Origin of the sequence: Pseudomonas graminis (assembly GCF_900111735.1) — a bacterium.
GTDB lineage: Bacteria > Pseudomonadota > Gammaproteobacteria > Pseudomonadales > Pseudomonadaceae > Aquipseudomonas > Aquipseudomonas graminis.
The window spans coordinates 269,467-293,273 of record NZ_FOHW01000002.1 but is presented as its reverse complement, the minus strand read 5'-3'; the positions used below and the strand labels follow the sequence as shown (position 1 = coordinate 293,273).

Below are 23,807 nucleotides of genomic sequence, written 5' to 3'. Positions count from 1 at the left end.
CTTATTCATCAAACACGGGGCTGGTAAGCTTGCTCGCCCCGAATTCCCCCCTTTTGCAGGACCTGTATGACTGCGCGGCTCCGTCCTTCGTTTCTCCTGCTGATGGCGCTGGCCGTCAGTGGGTGCGATGACGCCCCGCGTTTCACCGCCGCCGAGCCGGGCGAGTCTCGCTCTGGCGGCGCCACCACCGTGAACAAAAGCGACCGCAACGCGTTTTCCCTGCCTTCGGCCAACCTGTCGCCTGTCCGGCGGCTGGACTTCAGCGTCGGCAACAGTTTCTTCCGCAACCCCTGGGTGATTGCCCCCTCGACGACCACTGCTCGCGACGGCCTGGGTCCGTTGTTCAACACCAACGCCTGCCAGAACTGCCACATCAAGGACGGCCGCGGCCACCCACCCGAGCCCGGCGCCGACAACGCCGTGTCCATGCTGGTACGCCTGTCCATTCCCGACGATCCGGCATTCGCCGAACACATCAAGCAACTGGGCCTGACACCCGAGCCGGTGTATGGCAAGCAACTCCAGGACATGGCCATCCCCGGCGTGACGCCAGAGGGCAAGGTTCGGGTCGATTACGACTCAATGACCGTGCATTTTCGCGACGGCACCCCGGTGCACCTGCGCCGGCCTACCCTGCAGATCACCCAACCCGGCTACGGTCCGATGCACCCGCAGACGCGAGCTTCCGCGCGCATTGCTCCGCCGATGATCGGGCTGGGGCTTCTGGAAGCCATTCCTCAGGCGGCGATTCTGGCCAACGCCAACCCGAACGATGAACAGGGCACCGGCATCACCGGTAAACCCAACTGGGTCTGGGACGACGCGCAGCAGAAATCCGTCCTCGGCCGCTTCGGCTGGAAAGCCTCGCAGCCGAGCATCGAACAGCAAAATGCCCACGCACTGGTAGGTGACATGGGCCTGACGTCCACCTTGATGCCGGTCGACGACTGCACGCCGTCACAGACCGACTGCCTTGCCGCGCCCAACGGCAATGGCCCGAACGGCGAACCGGAAGTCAGCGACAACATCCTGCGGCTGATCACCTTTTACACCCGCAACCTCGGCGTTCCGGCGCGGCGTGACGTGGCTGGGCCAGAGGTACTGGCGGGCAAGAATCTGTTTTTCAAAGCAGGCTGCCAGCAATGCCACACGCCGCAATTCACCACCTCCGCCGACGCCGCCGAACCCGAACTGGCGAATCAGGTCATTCGCCCGTACACCGATCTGCTGCTGCATGACATGGGCGAAGGACTGGCCGACAATCTCAGCGAATTTCAGGCCAGCGGCCAGCAGTGGCGCACGCCGCCGTTATGGGGCATCGGCCTGACGCAAGCCGTCAGTGGCCACACGCAGTTTCTGCACGACGGCCGCGCTCGCAACCTGATGGAGGCCGTACTCTGGCACGGCGGCGAGGCACTGCCGGCGCAACGTCAGGTGCTGGCTTTCGACGCGGAACAACGCGCAGCGCTGCTGGCGTTCTTGAATTCTCTCTAACGTATTTCTGAAGATAAGGAGTCGGGCATGTTCCGCCCCAAGTTGTTGCTCACCAGCCTCGCCGCACTGGCACTGGGCGCGTGCGCGCCGTCGGACCCGCAAGCCGTGACGTCTGCCGCCATCGCCAGTCAGGTCATCCTGCCGACCTACAGCCGTTGGGTCGATGCGGACCGGCAGCTGGCGATCAGTGCGCTGTCCTACTGCCAGGGCAAATCCGACCTGGACACCGCCCGGGCCGACTTCCTCCACGCGCAAAAAGCCTGGGCCGAGCTGCAACCGTTGCTGATCGGGCCGCTCGCCGAAGGCAATCGCGCCTGGCAGATTCAGTTCTGGCCGGACAAGAAAAACCTGGTCGGTCGTCAGGTGGAGCAACTGGTGACCGCACAGCCGCAGATCAGCGCCGACGAACTGAGCAAATCCAGCGTGGTGGTTCAGGGCCTCTCGGCCTATGAATACATCCTCTTCGACGCCGACATCGACATGGCCAATGCCGAGCAGAAAGCCCGCTACTGCCCGCTGCTGGTGGCCATCGGCGAGCGTCAGAAGGCGTTGGCCGAAGACATCCTCAGCAGCTGGAACAGCAACGACGGCATGCTCGCTCAGTTGAGCAAGTTTCCCAACCAGCGTTATGCCGATTCCCACGAAGCCATTGCCGAGTTGCTGCGCGTGCAAGTGACCGCACTGGACTCGCTGAAGAAAAAGCTCGGCACCCCGCTCGGCCGTGGCACCAAGGGCGTCCCGCAGCCGTTTCAGGCCGAAGCCTGGCGCAGCAAAGCCTCGCTCAGCAGCTTGCAGGCGAGTCTGGCCAGTGCGCAGACGGTCTGGGCCGGCGTCGACAACAAGGGTCTGCGCGGGCTGTTGCCCAAGGAGCAGAAGCCTTTGGCCGACAAGATCGACGCCGCCTACGCCGAGAGCAATCGACAGTTGGCCGCGCTGAAACCGCCGCTCGGCGATCTGCTGGCCAGCGAAGAAGGCCGCCAGCAGCTCAACGCTTTCTACGACAGCCTCAACGTGGTTCATCGCCTGCACGAAGGCGAACTGGCCAAGGCGTTGGGCATTCAACTGGGCTTCAACGCCAATGATGGTGACTGATATGTTGCGACGTCAGGCTCTGGGTCTGGGCAGCCTGCTGCTCAGCGCCGTCACGTTTGGCGGCTGGACGCTGTTCGCGAGAAAAGGCGAAAGCCCGCTGCTGTTGTCCGCGCGGGACGACGGCAACGGCCAGCACTTCGCCGTGGGTTATCACGTCGACGGCACGCAAGTCTTCGCCACCGCCGTCGCCCAGCGCTGTCACGACATCATCAATCACCCGAATCTGCCGATCGCCCTGTTCGTCGCGCGCCGGCCGGGCACCGAAAGTTACCTGATCGACCTGCGCGACGGTCGGCTGCTGCAGACCATCACCTCGCAACCCCACCGACACTTCTACGGCCACGCGGTCATTCACAAAGACGGCGAATGGCTGTACGCCACTGAAAACGACACGACCGAACCGGGTCGCGGCCTGTTGGGCGTGTATCGATTTGTGGATGAGCGGCTGCAACGCACCGGGGAGATTTCCACCCACGGCGTGGGACCTCATCAGGTGTCATGGATGCCGGACGGCGAAACCCTTGCAGTCGCCAACGGCGGCATTCGCACCGAGGCCGAGAGCCGCGTCGAAATGAACCTCGACGCCATGGAGCCCAGTCTGGTGCTGATGCAGCGCGACGGCACCCTGCTGAGCAAAGAGACATTGGCGCAGCAGATGAACAGCGTGCGGCATATGGCGATTGCCAGCGACGGCACCATCGTGGCGGGGCAGCAGTTCATGGGGCCCTCCCACGAGTCCGCCGAGCTGCTCGCCATCAAGCGACCAGGCCAGCCGTTCCAGGCCTTTCCGGTGGCGGAGCAGCAGTTGCAGGCCATGGCGCATTACACCGCCAGCGTCGCCATTCATAACGACCTGCGGCTGGTGGCATTGACGGCGCCAAGGGGCAACCGCTTCTTCATCTGGGACCTGGACAGCGGCGCGCTGAAGCTCGACGCACCGCTGCCTGACTGCGCCGGGGTCGGTGCTGTGACCGATGGCTTTGTCGTGACCTCGGGACAAGGGCGCTGCCGATTCTACGACTGCCGCGAGACAGTGCTGGTCGCCAAGCCGCTGGAGCTGCCGGCGGGGTTGTGGGACAACCATCTGCATTTGGTTTGATGGTGGAACTGCGGCTGCCGCGCGGGCTTCTTCGGGTTGTCCGGACGCCGAACTGTCGCGCAGCCACATCACCTTGTAGGAGTGAGCTTGCTCGCGAAGAGGCCGGAACATCCGCTAGATTTTCAGCGCATGGAATACTGACTTCGCGAGCAAGCTCACTCCTACAGATACCGTTTTTGCTGGGCGACAGCGCGATGTCACGGCGGCGGGCATGCCCATCTATCCTCCATGGTTCCGGCAGGACGCTAACCCCGAATTCAATCAATGCCACTGGCAACTAAATCGCGACAAGACTAACGTGCTCGCCTGATTCATCGGTTTTCCAAGGAAGTGGAATATGTTGCGTCGCCGCATGTTGATCATGTTGGGCATTGTCCTGATCGTGGTGCTGGTCCTGGGTGGGTACAAGGCGTTTTCGGTCTATCAGCAGATCCAGCAATTCACGGCGCCGAAGCCGCCGATCAATGTCGCGGTGGCGATTGTCGAAGAGCGCCCGTGGCAGAATCGTCTGCCGGCCATCGGCACGCTCAAGGCATCCCAAGGCGTGGATCTTTCGCTGGAAATCGCGGGCACGGTCAAGGCCGTGCAGTTCGAGTCCGGCCAGAAGGTCAAGATCGGTCAGCCGCTGGTCCAGCTCGACAGCGATGTGGAAAAGGCCCAGCTCGGCACTGCCGAAGCGGACCTCGGTCTGGCGCAAGTGGAGTACGGACGCGGCAGCAAACTGGTCGGTGAGTCGGCCATTTCCCGTGGCGACTTCGACAAGCTCGCCGCCACCCAGAAGAAAGCCGCGGCCACCGTCGCACAACTGAACGCCTCTCTGGCGAAGAAGCGCATCCTGGCGCCCTTCAGCGGCACCATCGGCATTCGTCAGGTGGATGTCGGCGATTACCTCGCCAGCGGCACGGTGATCGCCACCCTTCAAGACCTGACCAGCCTGTACGCGGACTTCTTCGTACCAGAGCAGATGCTGCCGAAACTGGCCCTCGACCAACAGGTGCAGGTGAGCGTCGCGGCCTACCCTGACCGGGTGTTCACTGCGCGCATCAGCGCCATCAACCCCAAGGTCGAAGACACCACCCGGAATGTGCTGATTCGCGCCACCCTGCCCAACCCCGACAGCCAACTGCTGCCCGGGATGTTCACCAGCCTGCAGGTGCTGCTCGGGCAGGACACGCCGCAGCTGGTGCTGCCGGAAAGCACGATCACCTACACGCTGTACGGCAACTCGGTCTACGTCGTCGTGCCGAAGAAGAACGCCAACGGCCAGCCGGAAAACGACAGCAAAGGCGAGCCTCAGCTCGTGGTCGAGCGGCGCTTCGTCGAGACCGGCGAAAGGCGCGGCGGGCTGGTGATCATCAGCAAAGGATTGAAAATCGGTGAGCAAGTGGTCACCGGCGGCCAGCTGAAACTGGATAACGGCGCTGCCGTGGCTATCGCAGCTGACCCGGCGACAGCGGCTAAAACCACTCCGGCGGCGCAGACCAGCCAGCCCAAAGCTGACTGATCAAGGAATCGATCATGGCCTTTACAGACCCGTTCATCCGCCGCCCGGTACTCGCCAGCGTGATCAGCCTGTTGATCGTGCTGCTGGGTTTTCAGGCGTTCAGCAAGCTCACCATCCGCCAGTACCCGCAGATGGAAAACGCACTGATCACCGTGACCACGGCTTACCCCGGCGCCAACGCCGAAACCATCCAGGGCTATATCACTCAACCGCTGCAGCAGAGTCTGGCGAGCGCCGAAGGCATCGACTACATGACCTCGGTCAGTCGGCAGAACTTCTCGGTCATTTCCATCTATGCGCGCATCGGCTCCAACAGCGACCGCCTCTATACGGAGCTGCTGGCCAAGGCCAACGAGGTCAAGAACAAACTGCCCCAGGACGCCGAAGACCCTGTGCTCAGCAAGGAAGCCGCCGACGCCTCGGCACTGATGTACATCAGCTTCTACAGCGCCGAGCTGAGCAACCCGCAGATCACCGACTACCTGTCCCGGGTCATTCAGCCGAAGCTGGCGACGCTTCCGGGCATGGCCGAGGCCGAGATCCTGGGCAATCAGGTGTTCGCCATGCGCTTGTGGCTCGACCCGGTAAAGCTCGCCGGTTTCGGCCTGACCGCCAGCGACGTCACCGAGGCCGTGCGCAAGTACAACTTCCTGTCCGCAGCAGGCGAGGTGAAAGGCGAGTACGTGGTCACCAGCGTCAACGCCAGCACCGACCTGAAATCCCCCGAGACCTTCGCGGCCATCCCCCTCAAGACCGTGGGCGACAGCCGCGTGCTGCTGGGCGATGTGGCGCGGGTGGAAATGGGCGCCGAGAACTACGACACGGTCAGCTCGTTCGACGGCACGCCGTCGGTGTACATCGGCATCAAGGGCACGCCCAGCTCGAACCCGCTGGACGTGATCAAGGAAGTGCGGCGCATCCTGCCACAGCTCGAAGCCCAACTGCCGCCGAGCCTCAAAGCGTCCATCGCCTACGACGCCACGCTGTTCATTCAGGCCTCGATCCATGAAGTGGTGAAAACCCTGATCGAAGCGGTGCTCATCGTCATCGTCGTGGTGTTCCTGTTCCTGGGCGCCCTGCGCTCGGTACTCATCCCGGTGATCACCATCCCGCTGTCGATGATCGGCGTGCTGTTCTTCATGCAGTTGATGGGCTATTCGATCAATTTGCTGACGCTGTTGGCGATGGTGCTGGCCATCGGGCTGGTGGTGGACGACGCCATTGTGGTGGTGGAGAACATTCACCGGCACATCGAGGAAGGCAAGACGCCGTTCGATGCGGCAATCGAGGGCGCTCGCGAGATCGCCATGCCGGTGGTGTCGATGACCATCACCCTGGCCGCGGTGTATGCGCCCATCGGTTTTCTGGAGGGACTGACCGGTGCGCTGTTCAAGGAGTTCGCGCTGACGCTGGCCGGCGCGGTGGTCATCTCCGGGATCGTCGCGCTGACCCTGTCGCCGATGATGTGCGCCGTGCTCCTGCGCCGGGAAGAGAACCCCAGCGGCCTGGCGCACAAGCTCGATCACGCCTTCGAAAGCCTGAAGGGCCGCTACCAGCGCGTCCTCCATGGCACGCTGAATACGCGGCCGGTGGTCATCGTGTTCGCGGTGCTGGTGCTGTGCCTGATTCCGGTGTTTCTCAAGCTCAGCCAATCGCAACTGGCGCCGGACGAGGACCAGGGCATCATCTTCATGATGGCGACGGCGCCGCAGCCGACCAACCTCGATTACATGAACAAGTACACCGACCAGTTCATCAGCATTTTCAAAGCGTTCCCGGAGTACTACTCCTCGTTCCAGATCAACGGATTCAATGGCGTGCAGACCGGCGTCGGCGGGTTCCTGCTCAAACCATGGGATGAGCGCAGCCGCACGCAGATGGAGCTGCTGCCGGAGGTGCAGGCCAAGCTCAACGGCATCACCGGGCTGCAGGTTTTCGGCTTCAACCTGCCGTCGTTGCCCGGCACGGGTGAGGGCCTGCCGTTTCAGTTCGTGATCAATACACCGGGTGACTACGCCGCGCTGCTGGAGGTGACGGATCGCATCAAGAAACGCGCCGCCGACTCGGGCAAATTTGCGTTTCTGGACGTTGACCTGGCGTTCGACAAGCCGGAAGTGGTGGTCGACATCGACCGCGCCAAAGCCGCGCAGATGGGCGTGTCGATGCAGGACCTGGGCGGCAGTCTGGCGACACTGCTCGGGGAGGCGGAAATCAACCGCTTCACCATCGACGGGCGCAGCTACAAAGTCATCGCCCAGGTCGAGCGCGCTTACCGCGACAACCCGGCGTGGCTGGCGAATTACTACGTCAAGAACGCCGACGGCAAGACTCTGCCGTTGTCGACGCTGATCACCGTAAGCGACCGGGCCAGGCCCCGGCAGCTCAATCAGTTCCAGCAGCTCAACTCGGCAATCATCTCCGGGTTCCCCTTGGTGAGTCAGGCTGAGGCGATTGAGTTGGTGAGACAGATCGCGATCGAAGAATCGCCGCCGGGTTTTGCCTACGACTACGCTGGCGCCTCTCGTCAGTACGTTCAGGAAGGCAATGCGCTGTGGGTCACGTTCGGCCTGGCCCTGGCGATCATCTTTCTGGTGCTGGCCGCGCAGTTCGAGAGCTTCCGCGATCCGCTGGTGATTCTGGTGACCGTGCCGCTTTCGATCTGCGGCGCGCTGATTCCGCTGTTCCTCGGCATCTCGTCGCTGAATATCTATACCCAGGTGGGACTGGTCACGCTGATCGGCCTGATCAGCAAGCACGGCATTCTGATCGTCGAATTCGCCAACCAGCTGCGCCGTGACAAGGGCCTGACCGCGCGGGAAGCCGTCGAGGAAGCGGCGGCGATACGCTTGCGTCCCGTCTTGATGACCACCGCAGCCATGGTGTTCGGCATGGTGCCACTGATCCTCGCGACCGGCGCGGGAGCGGTCAGCAGGTTCGACATCGGCCTGGTGATTGCCACGGGCATGTCGGTGGGAACATTGTTCACGCTGTTTGTGCTGCCGTGCGTGTATACGCTGCTGGCGCGGCCGGATGATGCGCAGCCCGATAGCAGTGCCATTGGCGATGCGGATACCCATACGAGTAGCGGTGCCTGACGCAATTCTGCAGGAGCCGGCTTGCTGGCGAACGCGACCGTCCAGATACATCGTCGGCGTTTGTCGTAACCGGTTCGCCAGCAAGCCGGCTCCTACCGATCACATCAGGCCGATAGATCCCATCAAGCCGATGCCCTGAGTACAAGAGGCACGCCTAGCACTGACAATCCCGTCTGCAACAAAAAAGGCCCCGGTCTTCGGGGCCTTTTGGTCAACGCAACGGAAAGGAATCAGCCCTGAGGTCCGCTCCCTTGGGCCAGGCCGAACATCAACAGGAGCAGATCGTGATCGGGCCGGGCCGTGTCAGACATCTTGGCCACCCGAGGCAGAGGGCAATAGCCTTCGCCATGCACTGCGCTCAAGATCTTTGGCCCGGGCTGATCCCAGGCAGCCAAAGCGATGGAAGTCACCCCCAACGCCCCGACCAAAAACAAACCTCGCGCCATTTCTAACTTCATCGCTGTAAACCTTTGATGGGCTTGCCAAACGCGGTCTCGTAAAAATAGACCAACTTGCTCCAGTCCGCAGGCTGAAACGACGAGTGGCGACGCAACTGTTTCATGTCGTGCTGAGCGGCGGCATAGGACGTCAGCCGCTGGCGGCACTTCTCAAGATCCAGCAGCGCGACTTCCGCCTTGGCGTGGGCGCCTTCGCCCACGACGCGAACGAAGACATGCTTGATGTAAATGCAGCTGTGCTGCCAGCGCCCCTTGTGCATACGGGCCAGGTTGCCGGCGATCTCCTGAAGCATCTGCTCGTACACCACTTCGCCGTGCTGCTCGCGGCCACCGGCGCGCAGCCAGTTTTCAAATTCGTCAAAGCCATCCAGCGAGGCGGTAACCAACAATGCACGCCACTCGTTGTTCTCATCGCGCTCTGCGCCGCAGAAGACCATGCGCGGTACGTTGACGTCGAGCTGGCGAAGGCCTTCGAGGGCATCGCGCTCGCGCAGCACGGTCGGACGCCCGAACGGGTGCAACCAACTGCGGTAGATATGGCCTGTCTGGCGCTTCACATACAGCAGCCGACCGTTTTCCGAGACGACACGCTGCACGCCACTTTCACCACCACGGCGCACGTTGGGTTCTTCCACCCACTCGCCCCGCGTGCTCCAGAAATAGGCGAAGCGGTCCTTGGCGGGAACGGCTAACTCTGTTGCGAAATCCACGGCCATCCTGTTCTTACCTCTTACGTAATAGATACACACGCCACATGGCGTACATCGGCAGGAAATCCAGGCGCTCCTGAATCCGAAACCCTGCCTCTTCAAATTCGGCCTCTACGGTGGCCACCGGCAGCACGAAGCGATTCTGGTAATCACGTTTCGACCGCGACCCTTCGGCGCGGCGTCGCTTCCAGGCCTTGAAATTGCCATCCACCCACAACGACACAATCACGCTGTCGCGGGTCACCCGGTGAAACTCCTTCAGCAGCACCGCGCGGTCTTCGGCCTTGCCGATGTGGTGCATCAGGCGCATGCAGAAAATACTGTCGACGGCGTTGTCCGGCATCTCGATGGCAAATGCCGATGTCTGCAACGGCTGAACGCGTTTGACGATCTCAACGGGTTGCGACTCGCAGGCAATCTTGACCATCGACGCCGAGTTGTCCGCACCGATAATCACCCGGTTGGCCTTCTCGGCCAGCACCGGCCAGAAACGTCCGGCGCCACAGGGCAGGTCCAGCACCAGCCCCGGTTCGCCCGCCAATGCAAGGGCACGGCGCGCCAGTTGTTTATCGCGGCGATCAGACAGGCGTCTTGCCAGTCCATCGTTGTGTTTGCGCAGATACCTTTTAGCGTGTTCGTCGTCGTATTTGCGTGAAAAATCCAGCTCGATGCGCTTGCTCATGGCCGTTTCTCTTTTAAGTGAGAGGGCCAAACTAAGCAGCGTTACGTCGTGTTCAGGTCAGATGAATGTGAAAAAAACGTCCGAAAAAGTGACGATATGTTACGAGATCATTCAAGGACTTGGGGCCAGCATACGGCCATACGCCAGTGTCCTTCAGCACTTTTACACCGGCTTTACATGTGTCGAAGGCAAACGTATCGGGTCTTTCGCAGGGCGCAAACCCATGTCCACGCTGAACCTGCAGCCGTTAGGCTCCATGGTGTCCAGGCTTACCGACCACCCCTGGTTTTCGCAGATTCGCTGCACCAACGACAGTCCCAGGCCCAAACCTTCCCCGCGCTGCTCGGTGCCGCGCACGAACGGCTGAAACATCGCCTCACGCTTTTCCTCCGGGATGCCTACACCGGAATCCTCAACCATGAACCCGCTTTCACGCAGCGTGAGGCGGATAAAGCCGGTGTCGGTGTAGTGCAACGCGTTGCGTAGCAAGTTGCCCATCACGGCATAGAGAAAGGTGGCGTTGTAGGCGGTCTGGGAAGGCTCGCCCGGCAGGTATTCCAGGGCCAGCCCTTTGCTTTCGATCGGTTCGCGCCACAGGCTGATCAGTTGCTGGGCGGCACCTTCCAGGGTCAGTTGTGGATGCAGGGCGAGGTCATCGCGTTGAGTGCGGGCCAGCATCAGGAAGGTCTGCACCAGATCGCGCATCTCCTCACACGCCCGTGCCACGCGTTCGACCTGGGCCCGTGCGCGCTGGTCCAGTGCCGGGTTTTCCAGCAGCAGCTCACAGGAGCTCGCCAGTACCATCAAGGGCGTGCGCAGTTCGTGGCTGACGTCACTGGTGAACATCCGCTCGCGGGTCAGCGCATCCCGCAGACGGCCAAGCGTGGCGTCGAAGGCCACTGCCAACTCACCCACTTCGTCGGCGGCGTAATCAGGGGCCAGCGGCGGCGCAAGGCCGAGCAACTGATCGCGGTGACGAACCTGCCGCGCCAGCCGCACCACCGGCGCCATCACCCGACGCGCCAGTATCCAGCCGAGGAAAATCGCCAGCGCCAACGCCAGCACAAAGCCCACCAGCACGACGGCGAACAGCACCCGCTCACGCTCTTCGAAATCGCTTTGATCCTGTAGCAAGACATAGTGGCGACCGTCGACGATCTCAACCATGGCGTGGTAGGACAACGGTCCGCGGAAGACTTCGTGAAAGCCGGACTCCAGATGACGCAAATCCTTCGGCAACTCGAAATCCCCCGGGCCGCCGCTGAAGTAAAACAGCTGATCCGGCTCAGGGCGATGGTTCCAGTCGTTAACGCTGTCCATCAGCAGCAGGCGCGTCAGGTCGCCGCCCAGGCCCGCCGAAATCAGCTTTTCTTCAACCAGGTGCACCGTCGCGACGATGCCCATCGCGAAGCACCCGGCGACCAACGCACTCATCAAGGCGAAGGCGATGATGATCCGTTGGGCAAGGCTCTGCTTAAACTCCATCACGCCCCTCGGCGAGGCGGTATCCGACACCGTGTACGGTCTGCAGCAGCGGCTTGGCGAACGGCTTGTCGATCACCTGACGCAACTGATGAACGTGGCTGCGCAGGCTATCGCTGTCCGGGCAATCATCGCCCCACAGGGCTTCTTCCAAGACTTCGCGACGCAGCACGTGAGGGCTCTTCTGCATCAACACCGCGAGCAATTTCAGGCCCACCGGGTTGAGTTTGAGCAGACGCGCTTCGCGGGTCACTTCAAGGGTGTCGAGGTCGTAGATCAGGTCGGCGACCTGCAGGGTACGCCGCCCGCCGCCCTGGGCTCGCCGCAACACCGCCTCGATGCGCGCCGCCAGTTCCGACAGCGCGAAGGGCTTGAGCAGGTAGTCGTCCGCACCGGAGCGAAATCCCTGAAGCCGGTCGTCAAGCTGGTCGCGGGCCGTGAGCATGATCACTGGCGTGTCGCGACGCGCGTCTTCACGCAGGCGCTTGCACAGGGTGTAACCGTCGATGCCGGGCAGCATGATGTCGAGCACGATCAAGTCATAGTGCTCGGTCGCTGCCAGGTGCAGGCCGGACAGACCGTCTTGCGCGCAATCGACGGTGTAACCCTTCAAACCGAGGTAATCGGCAAGGTTTGCCAGAATGTCGCGGTTGTCTTCAACCAGCAGAATTCTCATGGCGTGTTTCTCCCTATGCGGCGTGGCGAGACCCGGGGCACTGCTCGAAATGCCGCTCAACAAGGTCAGAGTTGGCGGCAGCTTACGGCGATGCGCGCTCAAGGGCCAGCACCGCGGTGTATAACGTTTTTTTCACTCGCGGTTCACGGCGCCGCGACAGCGCCCTGCCCAGACTACGCGCCGCTCAGGGTCTATGCACCCACCGCTCTCCCCTCGCCCACTACACGGGATTTGCCATGTCATACGCACTTGAACGGCCCGCTTCACGTCCGATCAACTTCTGGGTTTATCTGGGCATCCCGGCCGTGACCGCCCTCGTTCTGATATTGCTGGAATGGACCTCGCTGGACATGGACATCGCCAAACTGGCCTACGACCCGGTAGCGGGCGAGTTCATCGGTCGGCACAGCTTCTTTCTCGAAGACATCCTGCATGACCGCGCCAAACAGGCCGTCATTGCCATCGGCGTGTTGTCCTTCGTCAGCTTCATCGCCTCGTTCTTCGTCAGTGCGCTGAAGCCCTGGAAACGTGAACTGGGCTGCATGGTGCTATCGATGGCGTTATCCACCAGCTTCGTCACGCCTGTGAAAGTCGTGACATCGGTGCAGTGCCCGTGGAGCCTGAAAGAATTCGGCGGCCAGGAAACCTACAGCGAACTCCTCAGCCCGCGCCCGCAAACCGACAAACCCGGCCGCTGCTGGCCCGGCGGTCACGCGGCAACGGGCTTCACTTTGTTCGCCCTGTTCTTCGTCTTCCGCGACCGCAAACCCCGCCTGGCCAAAGCCGGCCTGATCTTCGCGGCGGGACTGGGCACCGTCTTCTCCATCGGCCGAATGCTTCAAGGCGCACACTTCTTCTCCCACAACATCTGGACAGCTGTGTTTTGCTGGCTGTTGTGTTTGGGGGCTTATTACTTCGTGCTGTACCGACCGGCGAAGAAGAAGGATGTGGCGTTGAGAGGGGAAGTGGTTTCGGGGTGATGGCTCGACCGGGGACAGATTAATTTACGGAAAAGCGCTGTAAATAAATCAGTCCCCTTTAAATCAAATCGAAATCCGCTGTAAATAAATCAGTCCCCTTTAAATCGCAAGTCCCCTTTAAATCGAGAGTGACGCGGAGCGTCACGGGATGCATGCCCACGCAGAGCGTGGGCACGATCAGCTCAGTCCCCTTCAATCAAGTCCAACAATGCCAGCGCTCCTGCTGGCCCCTTCCCGGCTAAAGCCGGTCCCACTGAAAGCACCGCGTACACCCTGTGGGACCGGCTTTAGCCGGGAAGCCTTTGATCTGCATCTGCTTTTGATCTGCTTTTGATCTGCTTTTGATCTGCTTTTGATCTGCTTTTGATCTTCGTACACAGGAGGTCCAGTCACCGCCAAACGCGACTTTGGTGCAGGCTGAACGCAGGTCTCGCGCAGTGGGCCGAGCCGCATGGATGCGGCGAGAGCGCCGTCAGGGCATGGATGTCCGTTCGGCGCGGGCCCACGGAGCGAGACCGGAGTGAAGGAACCCGACGAAGTCGGGCCCAACCAGGAGCAAAGCGTTTTTGGTTACTTTTGGGGCGCCTTTGCCAAAAGTGACCCGCCGTAAGGGCGGAAAGGTGAATAAGTCACGCCACAAATAATGGATAGGAAAAGGTCCACAAAACCCAAACCGCGCCCATAAAAAAACCCCGCCGAAGCGGGGTTTTTTCTACATCGGGGTACGGCTGGCTTACATCATGCCGCCCATACCACCCATGCCGCCCATATCAGGCATACCACCACCAGCAGCCTTCTCATCAGCGACATCAGCGATCATCGCCTCAGTAGTGATCATCAGACTGGCGATCGACGAAGCAGCCTGCAGAGCAGAACGCGTCACCTTGGCCGGATCGAGAATACCCATCTCGATCATATCGCCGTACTCGCCGCTCGCAGCGTTGTAACCGTAGTTACCAGTACCCTGCTTGACCTTGTCGACCACAACACTTGGCTCGTCGCCCGAGTTCGCCACGATCTGACGCAGAGGCGCTTCAACCGCGCGACGCAGCAGCGCGATACCGACGTTCTGATCAGCGTTGTCGCCACGCAGTTCGGAGATCGCCTGCAGCGAACGAACCAGTGCAACACCACCGCCAGGCACCACGCCTTCTTCAACGGCTGCACGGGTTGCGTGCAGGGCGTCTTCAACGCGGGCTTTCTTCTCTTTCATTTCAACTTCGGAACCGGCACCGACCTTGATCACTGCAACGCCGCCCGACAGCTTGGCCAGACGCTCTTGCAGCTTCTCTTTGTCGTAGTCCGAAGACGTGTCGCCGATCTGCTGACGGATCTGCGCGATACGACCGTCGATGTCGGCACGAACGCCAGCACCGTCGATGATCGTGGTGTTTTCTTTGTTCAAGATAACGCGCTTGGCATTACCCAGGTGTTCCAGGGTAGCGGTTTCCAGGCTCAGGCCGATCTCTTCCGAGATAACGGTACCGCCAGTCAGAACAGCGATGTCCTGCAGCATGGCCTTGCGACGGTCGCCGAAGCCAGGGGCCTTGACCGCTGCAACTTTCACGATGCCGCGCATGTTGTTCACGACCAGAGTCGCCAGTGCTTCGCCTTCAACGTCTTCAGCCACGATCAGCAGAGGACGGCCAGCTTTCGCAACGGCTTCCAGAACTGGCAGCATTTCGCGGATGTTGGAGATCTTCTTGTCAACCAGCAGCAGCAGCGGGCTTTCCAGCTCGGCAACCATGGTGTCCGGCTTGTTGATGAAGTACGGGGACAGGTAGCCACGGTCAAACTGCATGCCTTCAACAACAGACAGCTCGTTTTCCAGACCCGAACCTTCTTCAACGGTGATAACGCCGTCTTTGGTCACTTTTTCCATGGCTTCGGCAATGATGTCGCCGATGGAATTGTCCGAGTTGGCCGAGATGGTACCGACCTGGGCAATTGCCTTGGTGTCGGTGCAAGGCTTGGACAGCTTCTTCAGCTCGGCAACAATGGCGATGGTCGCCTTGTCGATGCCGCGCTTCAGGTCCATCGGGTTCATGCCGGCAGCGACGGCTTTCAGGCCTTCGTTGACGATGGCTTGAGCCAGAACGGTGGCGGTGGTTGTACCGTCGCCAGCGTCATCGTTCGCACGGGAAGCAACGTCTTTGACCAGCTGCGCGCCCATGTTTTCGAAACGGTCTTTCAGCTCGATTTCTTTGGCTACGGACACACCGTCTTTGGTGATCAGCGGAGCGCCGAAGCTTTTTTCGATGATGACGTTACGGCCTTTAGGGCCCAGCGTTGCTTTTACTGCGTCGGCCAGGACGTTGACACCAGCCAGCATTTTTTTACGGCCAGCATCGCCGAATTTAACTTCTTTAGCAGCCATGATCGTTATTCCTTAAATACTTTGTAGTAACGGGAAATGGGGTATCAACTCAGCCTTCGACGACCGCGAGAATTTCGTTCTCGCTCATCACCAGCAGGTCTTCGCCGTCTACTTTCACAGTGTTGCTGCCGGAGTAAGGGCCGAACACCACTTTGTCACCCACTTTCACGGCCAGCGCGCGTACTTCACCGTTGTCCAGGATGCGACCGTTGCCGACGGCGAGGATTTCGCCACGGTTAGGTTTTTCAGCAGCCGAACCAGGCAGCACGATACCGCCAGCAGTTTTTGTTTCTTCTTCGCTGCGACGGATTACGACGCGGTCATGCAGAGGACGAAGCTTCATTGTCGATCTCCTAATTATGGTTTTTAAACGCCCGGTGCGGACACCGGCGGGTTAAAACATCCGGGCTTGCCGGTTACGGTTCGCGAGCGAACCGCAGAATACGGTCTGACGAAACGCGCCAGAAACCTTGCGGTGACCCATACATAAGGGCGAGCAAGCCGAATTCAAGGCTGATCCCAGAAATTTTTTGAAGGAAGTGTGGTCGCGAAAACCGACACGGCACCCGCAGGTGCCTTGTCGTGGTGATGTTGAATCACTTTTTATCCAGTGGCTCGAATTCGCCTTCGATCACCTCACCCTCGATGACTTCAGGGCGACGTGCTTCAGGACGGGCAGCGCCGGGGTGCATGGGACCTGCGGAATTTGCCGCGTGCATGTTCTCGGCAAACGCACGCTGGCGCGCGGCCTGGGCTTCGGCGCGGTTACGGACCTTGCCAACGATCAGGCGACGGGAGAACGGCATCAGGAACAGCAGGCCCAGCACGTCACTGATGAAGCCTGGCAGGACCAGCAAACCGCCGCCGATGGTCATCATCAGACCGTCGAGCATCTGCTGCGCCGGGAGTTCGCCACGGGCCAGACTTTGCCGGGCACTCAGCGCGGTCGCCACCCCGGCCACTCGCACCACAAAAACACCGAGCATCGACCCGGCAACGACGAGCAGGAAGGTCGGCAGAAAGCCGATCGACATCCCGACTTTCACCAGCACGAACAGCTCGAGCACCGGAAAAAGCAATAAAAGCAGAAGAAAAACGCGCATCAAAGTGAGTTCCTAGACGGAAGAAGGCTTCCAGTAGACCTTACGTGAAGTCGCAAAGTCGTTAATTCAAGCCTCGGCCTGTTCAAGTGTGGGCCATTTTTCAGCGTGAGCCAGCTGAACCAAGGCCTGGCGGACGTGTGTCGGCGTATTACAAGGCTGTGGGAACGCCAACCAATACAGACTTTGCCCCACGCGCAAATGCATGCCCTCGCTGTCGATGCCAACCAGCGCGGCGGGCTCGGTCTTGGGCAAACCGGCCAGTTCAACGTAGTGGGCGATGGCTTTGGCGTGATCAGCATTCATGTGCTCGACCATGCTGAGTTCCGCATCGCCGGCAAATGGATTGGCGAGCGCCGCGTCGTCCAGCCAGTGGATCGCGCCGAAGCCACCGATAAAGCGATAGCGCACTGGCTTCAGCACCCAGAAATCGAAATCGTGGGCGCTGTGGTAACTCTCGGATTCCGGGAAATAACGGTAGTAACGCTTAGCCGCTGCTTCAATCTCTGCCTCGTCACTGATCTTCTCGGCCTCGGCCATCAGCGTCACGCGCCCCACCGCTTGCACATCCTCGGCACCGCGCTCGCCCACCAATAAAGAGCACTTCGCGTCAAGCTGCAGGTTATGGGTGTGCTGCGCGATACGGCTGATGAGAATCAGCGGACGGCCTTGTTCATCCAGGCAATAAGGCACCACCGAGCCAAACGGATAACCGGGCATCGACTTGGAATGGGTCGACAACACGCCACGGTATTCCTTGAGCAGCAAGGCTCGTGCTTGCCGGTTGGCGCTGGCGCTCATGTGGGGCTCCTGAACAGTAAAACGAAGGCATCGAGGGACGCGAAAAAGCAGACGGCGACCCATGCCACACGATAATCGTTATCGCCGGCAGGTGCCAGATTGAGCGGTGGTGACGATTGGGCGGAGAGTTCGCGTAAAAAAACGCTTAAAAAAGAAACCAGCCGACGCGCGCAGATCAGGGTGTGATCTGCGCACGCTCAGGCATGGATAATGCGGCTGTTACCAGGAAACACCGAAACCGGCGGTGTAGCGGGTCTTGTCCAGGTCGCCGTTGTCGGAGCCGCTGATGATGTCTTTCTCGGCCTTGAGGTTGAGCGACGCCCATTCAGTGACTTTGTAACGCAGGCCCACTTCCGTCTCCAGGCTGTAGTCCGCCACGCCGCTGAGCGGCTTGCCGAGTTCACCATTGGTGAAGAACTCGACCTTCTTGCCAATCAGGTAGCGGTTGTAGTCCCAGGTGCCGGACACGGAGTAGAAGTTGTCCTTCTCGCCGTTGGAATATTCAAAATCAGTGCGGTTCAGCAAGCCGCCCACTTTGAACGCACCCAATTCATCGTCCCAGAACTGGTAACCCGGACCGGTACCGACGGTGCGCTGACGGGACAGGTCTTCAATGGTGTCGCGCTTGTAGGTGATGCGCCCGTCCCAGAACCACTTTTCAGTGAGGAACCGGTCGACCGAGTATTCGGCATCCCAGTTATTGGTGGTGGTCAGGCTGTCCTGCGACTCGCGGTTGTATTCGCCCTTGGCGTTGTGGCGCCACTGGCCATGGGTCGCGGAGGTCTTGAAGGCGATGTTGTAATCGTCGGTGTCGTTCTCGGCGCGCTGGAAATCCAGTGCTGCATCGATATTGCCTTTCCAGACCAGATCGGTGACCACCGGCTTGGGCTTCATGATCTGCTGGATGCTCGCCAGCTCCACGGTCTTCGGCGCGTCGCCATTGGCCAGCGTGACCTTGCCGTCTTCGGCCGGCTGTAGCGATTTGGAGATCTCACCGGTGGTGGCGTCCTGCTTCACCAAAAGGTGCTGGTCACTTTCCAGCGTCTTGATTTCCTTCCAGTCGAGCGGGACGTCGCCTGCATATTTGGTGTTGATCAGCAGCTTGCCGCCGTCGAAGAACTTGATGGTACCCGTCATCTTGTCACCGTTTTTCAACCAGACGGTGTCGGCGAGCAATGGGGTAGAAGCACTGGCAATAGCAACGCACAACAGGGTTCTGGACAACATAAGCAACGGCAAGGCTCTGGTTCGCGGAAAATCGGGCATTATCCGGATGGATAACGTCTTGGCAATCGGCAGACCGCCGACACAGGTATCACTGACCGTAGGAAGCTTCCCTAGTTCCTTATTGAAAATTCCCGTTCATCCCTTTTACAGGAACGAATGCGTGATCGAACAATCTGCCGCGCACGACGACCCCGCCGGCCTCTCCCCTGCAGAGGCACGGCGTACGGCGTTATACCTTACGCTGCATCAAATACCGGAAGGCAAAGTGGTCAGTTATGGGCAACTGGCCGAGCTGGCCGGTTTGGGACGAGCGGCGCGCTTCGTGGGCAGGGCGTTGAGCCAGTTGCCGGACGGCAGCAGCCTGCCGTGGCATCGCGTGATTGGCGCCGGCGGGCGCATCAGCCTGGCGCCCGGAACCGTGTCGGGCGAGGAGCAACGCGCACGGTTGCGTGCCGAGGGCGTGACCATCCGTAACAATCGTGTGGATATGCAGCGTCATGGCTGGCGCCCGACAGAGCACAACGGTTAGAGTGCGCGCTTTGTTTACGTAACCTGAGGCAGATTCCAGCCCATGCCCCGCAAAACCTGGCGCGCCGCGCTCGCCGCATATGCCAGCCCCTCTACGTTTGTGCTCCTGTTGCTCGGCTTTGCCGCGGGCATGCCTTACATGTTGGTGTTCTCAACGCTGTCGGTCTGGCTGCGTGAAGCCGGCGTCGCGCGTGAAACCATTGGCTACGCCAGCCTGATCGGTCTGGCCTATGCCTTTAAATGGGTCTGGTCGCCGCTGCTCGATCAATGGAGCCTTCCGTTCCTGGGCCGCCTTGGCCGCCGCCGCTCGTGGCTGGTGCTCTCGCAGTCGCTGGTCATCCTTGGCCTGATCGGTATGGGGTTCTGCGATCCGCAGCAGCACCTCTCGTGGCTGATCGCGATTGCAGTGGTGGTGGCGTTCTCTTCGGCGACCCAGGACATCGCTATCGACGCCTACCGCCTGGAAGTCGCCAGCGACAGCCAGCAAGCGACCCTCGCGGCCAGCTACATGGCCGGCTACCGCGTCGCCGCCCTGCTCGCCACCGCCGGCGCGTTGTACTTCGCTGAAGGGTTCGGCTCCACCGGCTTTGCCTACAAACACTCGGCCTGGGCCGGCACGTATGTGCTGTTCGGTCTGCTGATGGTGCCCGCGCTGATCACCAGCCTGATCATGCGCGAACCGTCCGTGCCAATCCGCACCCAGCTGTCGGCCGTGCGCTACGGCTTTGCCCATCAACTGGCCTCGGTGTTCGTGCTGATCATTCTGCTGGTCTCGGTGCCAGCCATGTTCACTCAGCTGTACAACACCGATTTCGCCAGCGTGCTGTTTCAGGACACCACCTGGAAAGACCTGCTGATGGAAGACCGCGCCTTTCTGCGCGCGATCCTCTACACGCTGCTGACCGTGGCCTGCCTGTCGTCCATGGGCCGCCGCGGCCTGGCGCCGGTGCTGACGCCGATCAACGATTTCATCCTGCGTTATCGCTGGCAGGCGTTTCTGCTGCTGGGGCTGATTGCCACCTATCGCATGTCCGACACGGTCATGGGTGTGATGGCGAACGTGTTCTACATCGACCAGGGCTTCACCAAGGATCAGATTGCCAGCGTCAGCAAGATTTTCGGTCTGGTGATGACGCTGGCCGGCGCGGCGTTCGGCGGCCTGGCGATCGTGCGTTTCGGCATTCTGCCGATCCTGTTCATCGGCGGTATCACGTCGGCGGCCACCAACCTGCTGTTCCTGATGCTGGCCGACATGGGCCCGAACCTGAAGATGCTGATCGTCACGATCTCGCTGGATAACTTCAGCTCGGGTCTTGCGACGTCGGCGTTTGTGGCCTACCTGTCGAGCCTGACCAACCTCAAGTTTTCGGCCACTCAATACGCGCTGCTCAGCTCGATCATGTTGCTGTTGCCGCGTCTGATCGGCGGCTACTCCGGCGTCATGGTGGAGAAGTTGGGGTATCACAACTTCTTCCTGGCGACCGCGCTGATGGGCGTGCCGACGTTGTTCATGATCGCGCTGCACTGGGCGCAGGAAGCACGCCGGGAAGCCCGGGAAGAAGCGGCAGAAGGCGAAGAGCCAGCCAAGCCTGCGGATTCAACTCTGTAAGGCGAACCCGACTCTGTAGGAGCGTGGCTTGTCCCGCGATCGGCTGCGAAGCAGTAGTAAAGCTTGCAACGGCCTTCGTTGCTGACGCACCGCACTCACCGGATTGACTGCCGCTGCGCGCCAAATCGCGGGACAAGCCACGCTCCTACGCCCTTCGGGCAGAAGCAAGCCTCAATCATGCAAAGGCACCAACACCCACTCAAAAAAAAGCCCCGCACTCTCACGAGTCGGGGCTTTTTGCTTTCTGCGATCGAGCGTTATGCCTTTGCGGGCTGCTCGTCCTGCACCACACGAATCACCCGCTGCGGGAACGGGATGTCGATGTTGGCCGCGCGCAGACGGTCGCGGATTTCAGCGTTGAAGCGGTTCGACACGTCACCGAAGTCACCGGTCTTGGTCCACACACGCAGCGACACGGTAATCGAGCTGTCACCCAGTGCCGCGACCACCGCCTGTGGCGCCGGATCCTGCAAGATGCGCGGATCATCCGCCATGTCCATCAACACTTGCAGCGCCTGCTTGAGGTCGGCGTCGTAATCGATGCCCACGTCGAAGGTGATCTTGCGCGTCGGCTGGCGATTGGTGTTGGTGATGATGCCGTTGGACAGGTTGCCATTGGGCAGGATCACCGTCTTGTTGTCGCCGGTGCGCAGCACGGTGTGGAAGATCTGAATCCCGTCCACGGTGCCGGACACGCCTTGGGCTTCGATCCAGTCGCCAATGCGGAACGGACGGAACAGCAGAATCAACACGCCGCCGGCAAAGTTTGCCAGGCTGCCCTGCAACGCCAGGCCAATGGCCAGACCGGCCGCACCGATCGCGGCAACGAATGAAGTGGTTTCCACCCCGATCATCGACGCAACGCTGACGATCAGCAGGATTTTCAGGATGATGTTGGTGATGCTGCTGATGAAGCCCTGCAACGCCAGGTCAACGTGGCGCAGCGCCAACAGCGCACCCACCCGGGAAGTCAGTCTATTGATCAGCCACCAGCCGACCAGCAGGACGATCACTGCGAGCAGCACCTTGCTGCCGTATTGCATGACCATCGGGATCCAGGCCTGAGACGCTTTCACCAGATGGTCTACCTGGCCGTTTAAATCCAAGTCCATCTATTTCTCCTCGGGGTCGCGACATGGAAGGCTGAAGCAACGGTGCCGAGTGGGCCCGTTATTTCAGCGAGACCTGCATTCGGACGCACAGGAACCCCTCGGGTTCCTGTGCCGACATGAAATTGCAGAGCAAATCGCGGGGGAATCAGTCGCGGAAGTTGTTGAATTGCAGTGGCATGCCGAACTCGTGACCACGCAGCGCAGCAATCGCTTCTTGCAGGTCGTCACGCTTCTTGCCGGTAACGCGCACTTGCTCGCCCTGAATCGCGGCCTGAACCTTGAGCTTGGCCTCCTTGATGTGGGCGACAATCTTCTTCGCCAACTCCTTGTCGATGCCTTCCTTGAGGGTGGCTTCCTGCTTCATGACCTTGCCGGACGCGAAGGGATCCTTCAGTTCCAGGCACTGCACATCGATCTTGCGCTTGACCAGGGCCAGCTTGAGGATCTCGATCATGGCTTCGAGCTGAAAACCTTCTTCGGCCGTCATCTTGATCAGCAGGTCTTTTTCCGTGAACTCGAAGCTGCCTTTGCCTTTGAGGTCGTAGCGGCGGTCCAGCTCTTTGATGGCGTTGTCGACGGCATTCGTGACTTCGTGTTTATCCAGTTCGGACACTACGTCGAACGAGGGCATGTAGATTCTCCAATTGATACGGCGCGGCTCAACATGTGGATGGAGCACGCCTGACTTGACGGTATGAAAGCCCGATCATTATAACGAGACTTTTCCCACGTTCATGTGAGCCTGCGATGTTGATTTCGTTTTCCCTGCGCACCGAGATCTTCGTCATCGGGCGTCATTTCTTTTGAATTCCGTGTGCTGGCACGTTCTGGGCGCGGGCAGTCTGGGCAGTCTCTGGGCCACGCGACTGGCCCGGGCAGGCTTGCCGGTGCGGCTGATCTTGCGTGACGAGGCCCGACTGGCGGCCTACGACGCGCACGCCGGCCTGGCTCTACACGAAAAGGGTCAGCGCCAGACGTTTGCCATTCCCGCGCAGGCCGTCAGCGCAGATGAGCCCATTCAGCGGCTGCTGGTGGCGTGCAAGGCCTACGACGCTGAGCGCGCGGTTGCAGCCGTCGCCCATCGCCTGACCGCCACCGCTGACGTTCTACTCCTGCAAAACGGTCTCGGCAGCCAGGACGCCGTGGCCGCGACGATTCCTGAGGCACGCTGCATCTTTGTCTCCAGCACCGAAGGCGCTTACCGCGATGAAGACTGGAGCGTGATGTTCGCCGGGCAAGGCTCCAACTGGCTGGGCGACACACAGCACGACGCGGCGCCGGCCTGGCTGGATGAGCTCAAACAGGCGGGCATCCCCCATCAGTGGACCGCTGACATCGCCGAACGCCTCTGGCGCAAACTTGCGCTCAACTGCGCCATCAACCCGCTGACCGTGTTGCATCAATGCCGCAACGGAGGGCTGCAGTCTCATGCTGAAGAAGTGACGGCGCTGTGTGCAGAGCTTGCCCACGTGCTGCAACGCTGCGGTCAGTCCGGCGCTGCTGAAGGGTTGCTGGATCAGGTGCAGCAGGTGATTGCCGCCACCGCCGGGAATTATTCCTCGATGTATCAGGACGTCGCTCAGGGCCGTCGCACCGAGATCCGCTACCTGCTCGGGCATGTCTGCGCCACGGCGGCTGCCATCGGTTGCGCTGCGCCAAAGCTGAACCAGCTACGCTCGCGGCTGATCGAACACCTCAACGCCCGAGGCCTGCCCAGCGACTGACGGGTTTGCTCACGGGCGGAACAGCGCTAACCTGCCCGCTCCTTACTCCGGTGACCC

The 23,807-nt window shown here is 60.8% G+C and carries 21 protein-coding genes; 9 read left to right on the top strand and 12 right to left on the bottom strand.

Going from position 1 to position 23,807, the window contains the following annotated elements; translation table 11 throughout:
* The first annotated feature begins 66 nt into the window (after positions 1-66).
* The 5 genes from BMY98_RS03175 (at position 67) to BMY98_RS03155 (ending at position 8,284) form a co-directional block, all read left to right on the top strand.
* A complete protein-coding gene (locus BMY98_RS03175; RefSeq protein ID WP_074884543.1) occupies positions 67-1,494 on the top strand; it encodes a di-heme oxidoreductase family protein in 1,428 nt (475 codons plus the stop codon).
* Positions 1,495-1,521: 27 nt separating this feature from the next.
* Complete coding sequence (locus tag BMY98_RS03170; protein WP_074884540.1) at positions 1,522-2,586, top strand: imelysin family protein; 1,065 nt, start codon at positions 1,522-1,524, stop codon at positions 2,584-2,586.
* A 1-nt stretch (position 2,587) separates the two neighbouring features.
* Positions 2,588-3,685, top strand: a complete 1,098-nt coding sequence (locus BMY98_RS03165) for a DUF1513 domain-containing protein (protein WP_074884537.1) — start codon at positions 2,588-2,590, stop codon at positions 3,683-3,685.
* 337 nt (positions 3,686-4,022) lie between these two features.
* Positions 4,023-5,189, top strand: a complete 1,167-nt coding sequence (locus BMY98_RS03160) for an efflux RND transporter periplasmic adaptor subunit (RefSeq protein WP_074884534.1) — start codon at positions 4,023-4,025, stop codon at positions 5,187-5,189.
* A 14-nt stretch (positions 5,190-5,203) separates the two neighbouring features.
* Entirely contained in the window at positions 5,204-8,284 is a 3,081-nt protein-coding gene (locus BMY98_RS03155) for a multidrug efflux RND transporter permease subunit (protein ID WP_074884531.1), read from the top strand.
* A 230-nt stretch (positions 8,285-8,514) separates the two neighbouring features.
* Here the strand turns inward: BMY98_RS03155 and BMY98_RS27545 are convergent, their stop codons facing one another.
* The 5 genes from BMY98_RS27545 to colR form a co-directional block, all read right to left on the bottom strand.
* Positions 8,515-8,742 carry a hypothetical protein gene (locus tag BMY98_RS27545; protein ID WP_074884528.1) on the bottom strand — a complete coding sequence of 76 codons (228 nt, stop codon included), beginning with the start codon at positions 8,740-8,742 and terminating at the stop codon, positions 8,515-8,517.
* A complete protein-coding gene (locus BMY98_RS03145; RefSeq protein WP_074884525.1) occupies positions 8,739-9,458 on the bottom strand; it encodes a lipopolysaccharide kinase InaA family protein in 720 nt (239 codons plus the stop codon). Before BMY98_RS03145 ends, BMY98_RS27545 begins: the two co-directional genes overlap by 4 nt.
* Before the next feature lie 7 nt (positions 9,459-9,465).
* Positions 9,466-10,134, bottom strand: a complete 669-nt coding sequence (locus BMY98_RS03140; protein WP_074884521.1) for a class I SAM-dependent methyltransferase — start codon at positions 10,132-10,134, stop codon at positions 9,466-9,468.
* A 162-nt stretch (positions 10,135-10,296) separates the two neighbouring features.
* Positions 10,297-11,619 (bottom strand): sensor histidine kinase, encoded by a 1,323-nt coding sequence (locus tag BMY98_RS03135; protein ID WP_074884518.1) that lies wholly within the window; start codon positions 11,617-11,619, stop codon positions 10,297-10,299.
* Positions 11,609-12,292 carry a two-component system response regulator ColR gene (gene colR / locus BMY98_RS03130; RefSeq protein WP_074884515.1) on the bottom strand — a complete coding sequence of 228 codons (684 nt, stop codon included), beginning with the start codon at positions 12,290-12,292 and terminating at the stop codon, positions 11,609-11,611. The genes BMY98_RS03135 and colR overlap by 11 nt, the downstream gene beginning before the upstream one ends.
* A gap of 236 nt (positions 12,293-12,528) precedes the next feature.
* Between colR and BMY98_RS03125 the strand changes: the two genes are divergently transcribed.
* Positions 12,529-13,272 (top strand): phosphatase PAP2 family protein, encoded by a 744-nt coding sequence (locus BMY98_RS03125; protein ID WP_074884512.1) that lies wholly within the window; start codon positions 12,529-12,531, stop codon positions 13,270-13,272.
* A 733-nt stretch (positions 13,273-14,005) separates the two neighbouring features.
* Here BMY98_RS03125 and groL read toward each other — a convergent pair.
* The 5 genes from groL to BMY98_RS03100 all read right to left on the bottom strand — a co-directional run bounded on the left by groL (position 14,006) and on the right by BMY98_RS03100 (position 18,777).
* On the bottom strand, positions 14,006-15,649 hold the full coding sequence (groL, locus tag BMY98_RS03120; protein ID WP_065992179.1) for a chaperonin GroEL: 1,644 nt from the start codon (positions 15,647-15,649) through the stop codon (positions 14,006-14,008).
* Between the two features lie 49 nt (positions 15,650-15,698).
* Positions 15,699-15,992 carry a co-chaperone GroES gene (locus BMY98_RS03115; protein WP_037014630.1) on the bottom strand — a complete coding sequence of 98 codons (294 nt, stop codon included), beginning with the start codon at positions 15,990-15,992 and terminating at the stop codon, positions 15,699-15,701.
* Positions 15,993-16,245: 253 nt separating this feature from the next.
* Positions 16,246-16,752, bottom strand: a complete 507-nt coding sequence (locus BMY98_RS03110) for an FxsA family protein (protein WP_074884511.1) — start codon at positions 16,750-16,752, stop codon at positions 16,246-16,248.
* A gap of 66 nt (positions 16,753-16,818) precedes the next feature.
* On the bottom strand, positions 16,819-17,550 hold the full coding sequence (locus tag BMY98_RS03105; RefSeq protein WP_074884508.1) for a HugZ family pyridoxamine 5'-phosphate oxidase: 732 nt from the start codon (positions 17,548-17,550) through the stop codon (positions 16,819-16,821).
* Between the two features lie 219 nt (positions 17,551-17,769).
* Positions 17,770-18,777: a DUF481 domain-containing protein gene (locus BMY98_RS03100; protein ID WP_074884503.1), complete on the bottom strand. Its 1,008-nt coding sequence runs from the start codon at positions 18,775-18,777 to the stop codon at positions 17,770-17,772.
* A gap of 160 nt (positions 18,778-18,937) precedes the next feature.
* On the opposite strand from BMY98_RS03100, the gene BMY98_RS03095 reads away from it, so the two are divergent.
* A complete protein-coding gene (locus BMY98_RS03095) occupies positions 18,938-19,306 on the top strand; it encodes an MGMT family protein (protein WP_245760009.1) in 369 nt (122 codons plus the stop codon).
* 42 nt (positions 19,307-19,348) lie between these two features.
* Positions 19,349-20,914, top strand: coding sequence for an AmpG family muropeptide MFS transporter (locus BMY98_RS03090; RefSeq protein ID WP_074884500.1), 1,566 nt, complete (start codon positions 19,349-19,351; stop codon positions 20,912-20,914).
* Between the two features lie 257 nt (positions 20,915-21,171).
* Here the strand turns inward: BMY98_RS03090 and BMY98_RS03085 are convergent, their stop codons facing one another.
* Together BMY98_RS03085 and BMY98_RS03080 are read right to left on the bottom strand one after the other, a co-directional pair.
* Positions 21,172-22,020: a mechanosensitive ion channel family protein gene (locus BMY98_RS03085; protein ID WP_074884769.1), complete on the bottom strand. Its 849-nt coding sequence runs from the start codon at positions 22,018-22,020 to the stop codon at positions 21,172-21,174.
* Between the two features lie 151 nt (positions 22,021-22,171).
* Positions 22,172-22,657, bottom strand: a complete 486-nt coding sequence (locus BMY98_RS03080; protein ID WP_065992166.1) for a YajQ family cyclic di-GMP-binding protein — start codon at positions 22,655-22,657, stop codon at positions 22,172-22,174.
* 172 nt (positions 22,658-22,829) lie between these two features.
* Between BMY98_RS03080 and BMY98_RS03075 the strand changes: the two genes are divergently transcribed.
* Positions 22,830-23,750: a putative 2-dehydropantoate 2-reductase gene (locus BMY98_RS03075; protein WP_425438841.1), complete on the top strand. Its 921-nt coding sequence runs from the start codon at positions 22,830-22,832 to the stop codon at positions 23,748-23,750.
* The last annotated feature ends 57 nt before the right edge of the window (positions 23,751-23,807 follow it).

Excerpts from the sequence above, each read along its gene's own strand:
- BMY98_RS03175 (WP_074884543.1), top strand. The coding sequence starts at position 67 with ATGACTGCGCGGCTCCGTCCTTCGTTTCTCCTGCTGATGGCGCTGGCC.
- BMY98_RS03170 (WP_074884540.1), top strand. The coding sequence starts at position 1,522 with ATGTTCCGCCCCAAGTTGTTGCTCACCAGCCTCGCCGCACTGGCACTG.
- BMY98_RS03165 (WP_074884537.1), top strand. The coding sequence starts at position 2,588 with ATGTTGCGACGTCAGGCTCTGGGTCTGGGCAGCCTGCTGCTCAGCGCC.
- BMY98_RS03160 (WP_074884534.1), top strand. The coding sequence starts at position 4,023 with ATGTTGCGTCGCCGCATGTTGATCATGTTGGGCATTGTCCTGATCGTG.
- BMY98_RS03155 (WP_074884531.1), top strand. The coding sequence starts at position 5,204 with ATGGCCTTTACAGACCCGTTCATCCGCCGCCCGGTACTCGCCAGCGTG.
- BMY98_RS27545 (WP_074884528.1), bottom strand. The coding sequence starts at position 8,742 with ATGAAGTTAGAAATGGCGCGAGGTTTGTTTTTGGTCGGGGCGTTGGGG.
- BMY98_RS03145 (WP_074884525.1), bottom strand. The coding sequence starts at position 9,458 with ATGGCCGTGGATTTCGCAACAGAGTTAGCCGTTCCCGCCAAGGACCGC.
- BMY98_RS03140 (WP_074884521.1), bottom strand. The coding sequence starts at position 10,134 with ATGAGCAAGCGCATCGAGCTGGATTTTTCACGCAAATACGACGACGAA.
- BMY98_RS03135 (WP_074884518.1), bottom strand. The coding sequence starts at position 11,619 with ATGGAGTTTAAGCAGAGCCTTGCCCAACGGATCATCATCGCCTTCGCC.
- colR (WP_074884515.1), bottom strand. The coding sequence starts at position 12,292 with ATGAGAATTCTGCTGGTTGAAGACAACCGCGACATTCTGGCAAACCTT.
- BMY98_RS03125 (WP_074884512.1), top strand. The coding sequence starts at position 12,529 with ATGTCATACGCACTTGAACGGCCCGCTTCACGTCCGATCAACTTCTGG.
- groL (WP_065992179.1), bottom strand. The coding sequence starts at position 15,649 with ATGGCTGCTAAAGAAGTTAAATTCGGCGATGCTGGCCGTAAAAAAATG.
- BMY98_RS03115 (WP_037014630.1), bottom strand. The coding sequence starts at position 15,992 with ATGAAGCTTCGTCCTCTGCATGACCGCGTCGTAATCCGTCGCAGCGAA.
- BMY98_RS03110 (WP_074884511.1), bottom strand. The coding sequence starts at position 16,752 with ATGCGCGTTTTTCTTCTGCTTTTATTGCTTTTTCCGGTGCTCGAGCTG.
- BMY98_RS03105 (WP_074884508.1), bottom strand. The coding sequence starts at position 17,550 with ATGAGCGCCAGCGCCAACCGGCAAGCACGAGCCTTGCTGCTCAAGGAA.
- BMY98_RS03100 (WP_074884503.1), bottom strand. The coding sequence starts at position 18,777 with ATGTTGTCCAGAACCCTGTTGTGCGTTGCTATTGCCAGTGCTTCTACC.
- BMY98_RS03090 (WP_074884500.1), top strand. The coding sequence starts at position 19,349 with ATGCCCCGCAAAACCTGGCGCGCCGCGCTCGCCGCATATGCCAGCCCC.
- BMY98_RS03080 (WP_065992166.1), bottom strand. The coding sequence starts at position 22,657 with ATGCCCTCGTTCGACGTAGTGTCCGAACTGGATAAACACGAAGTCACG.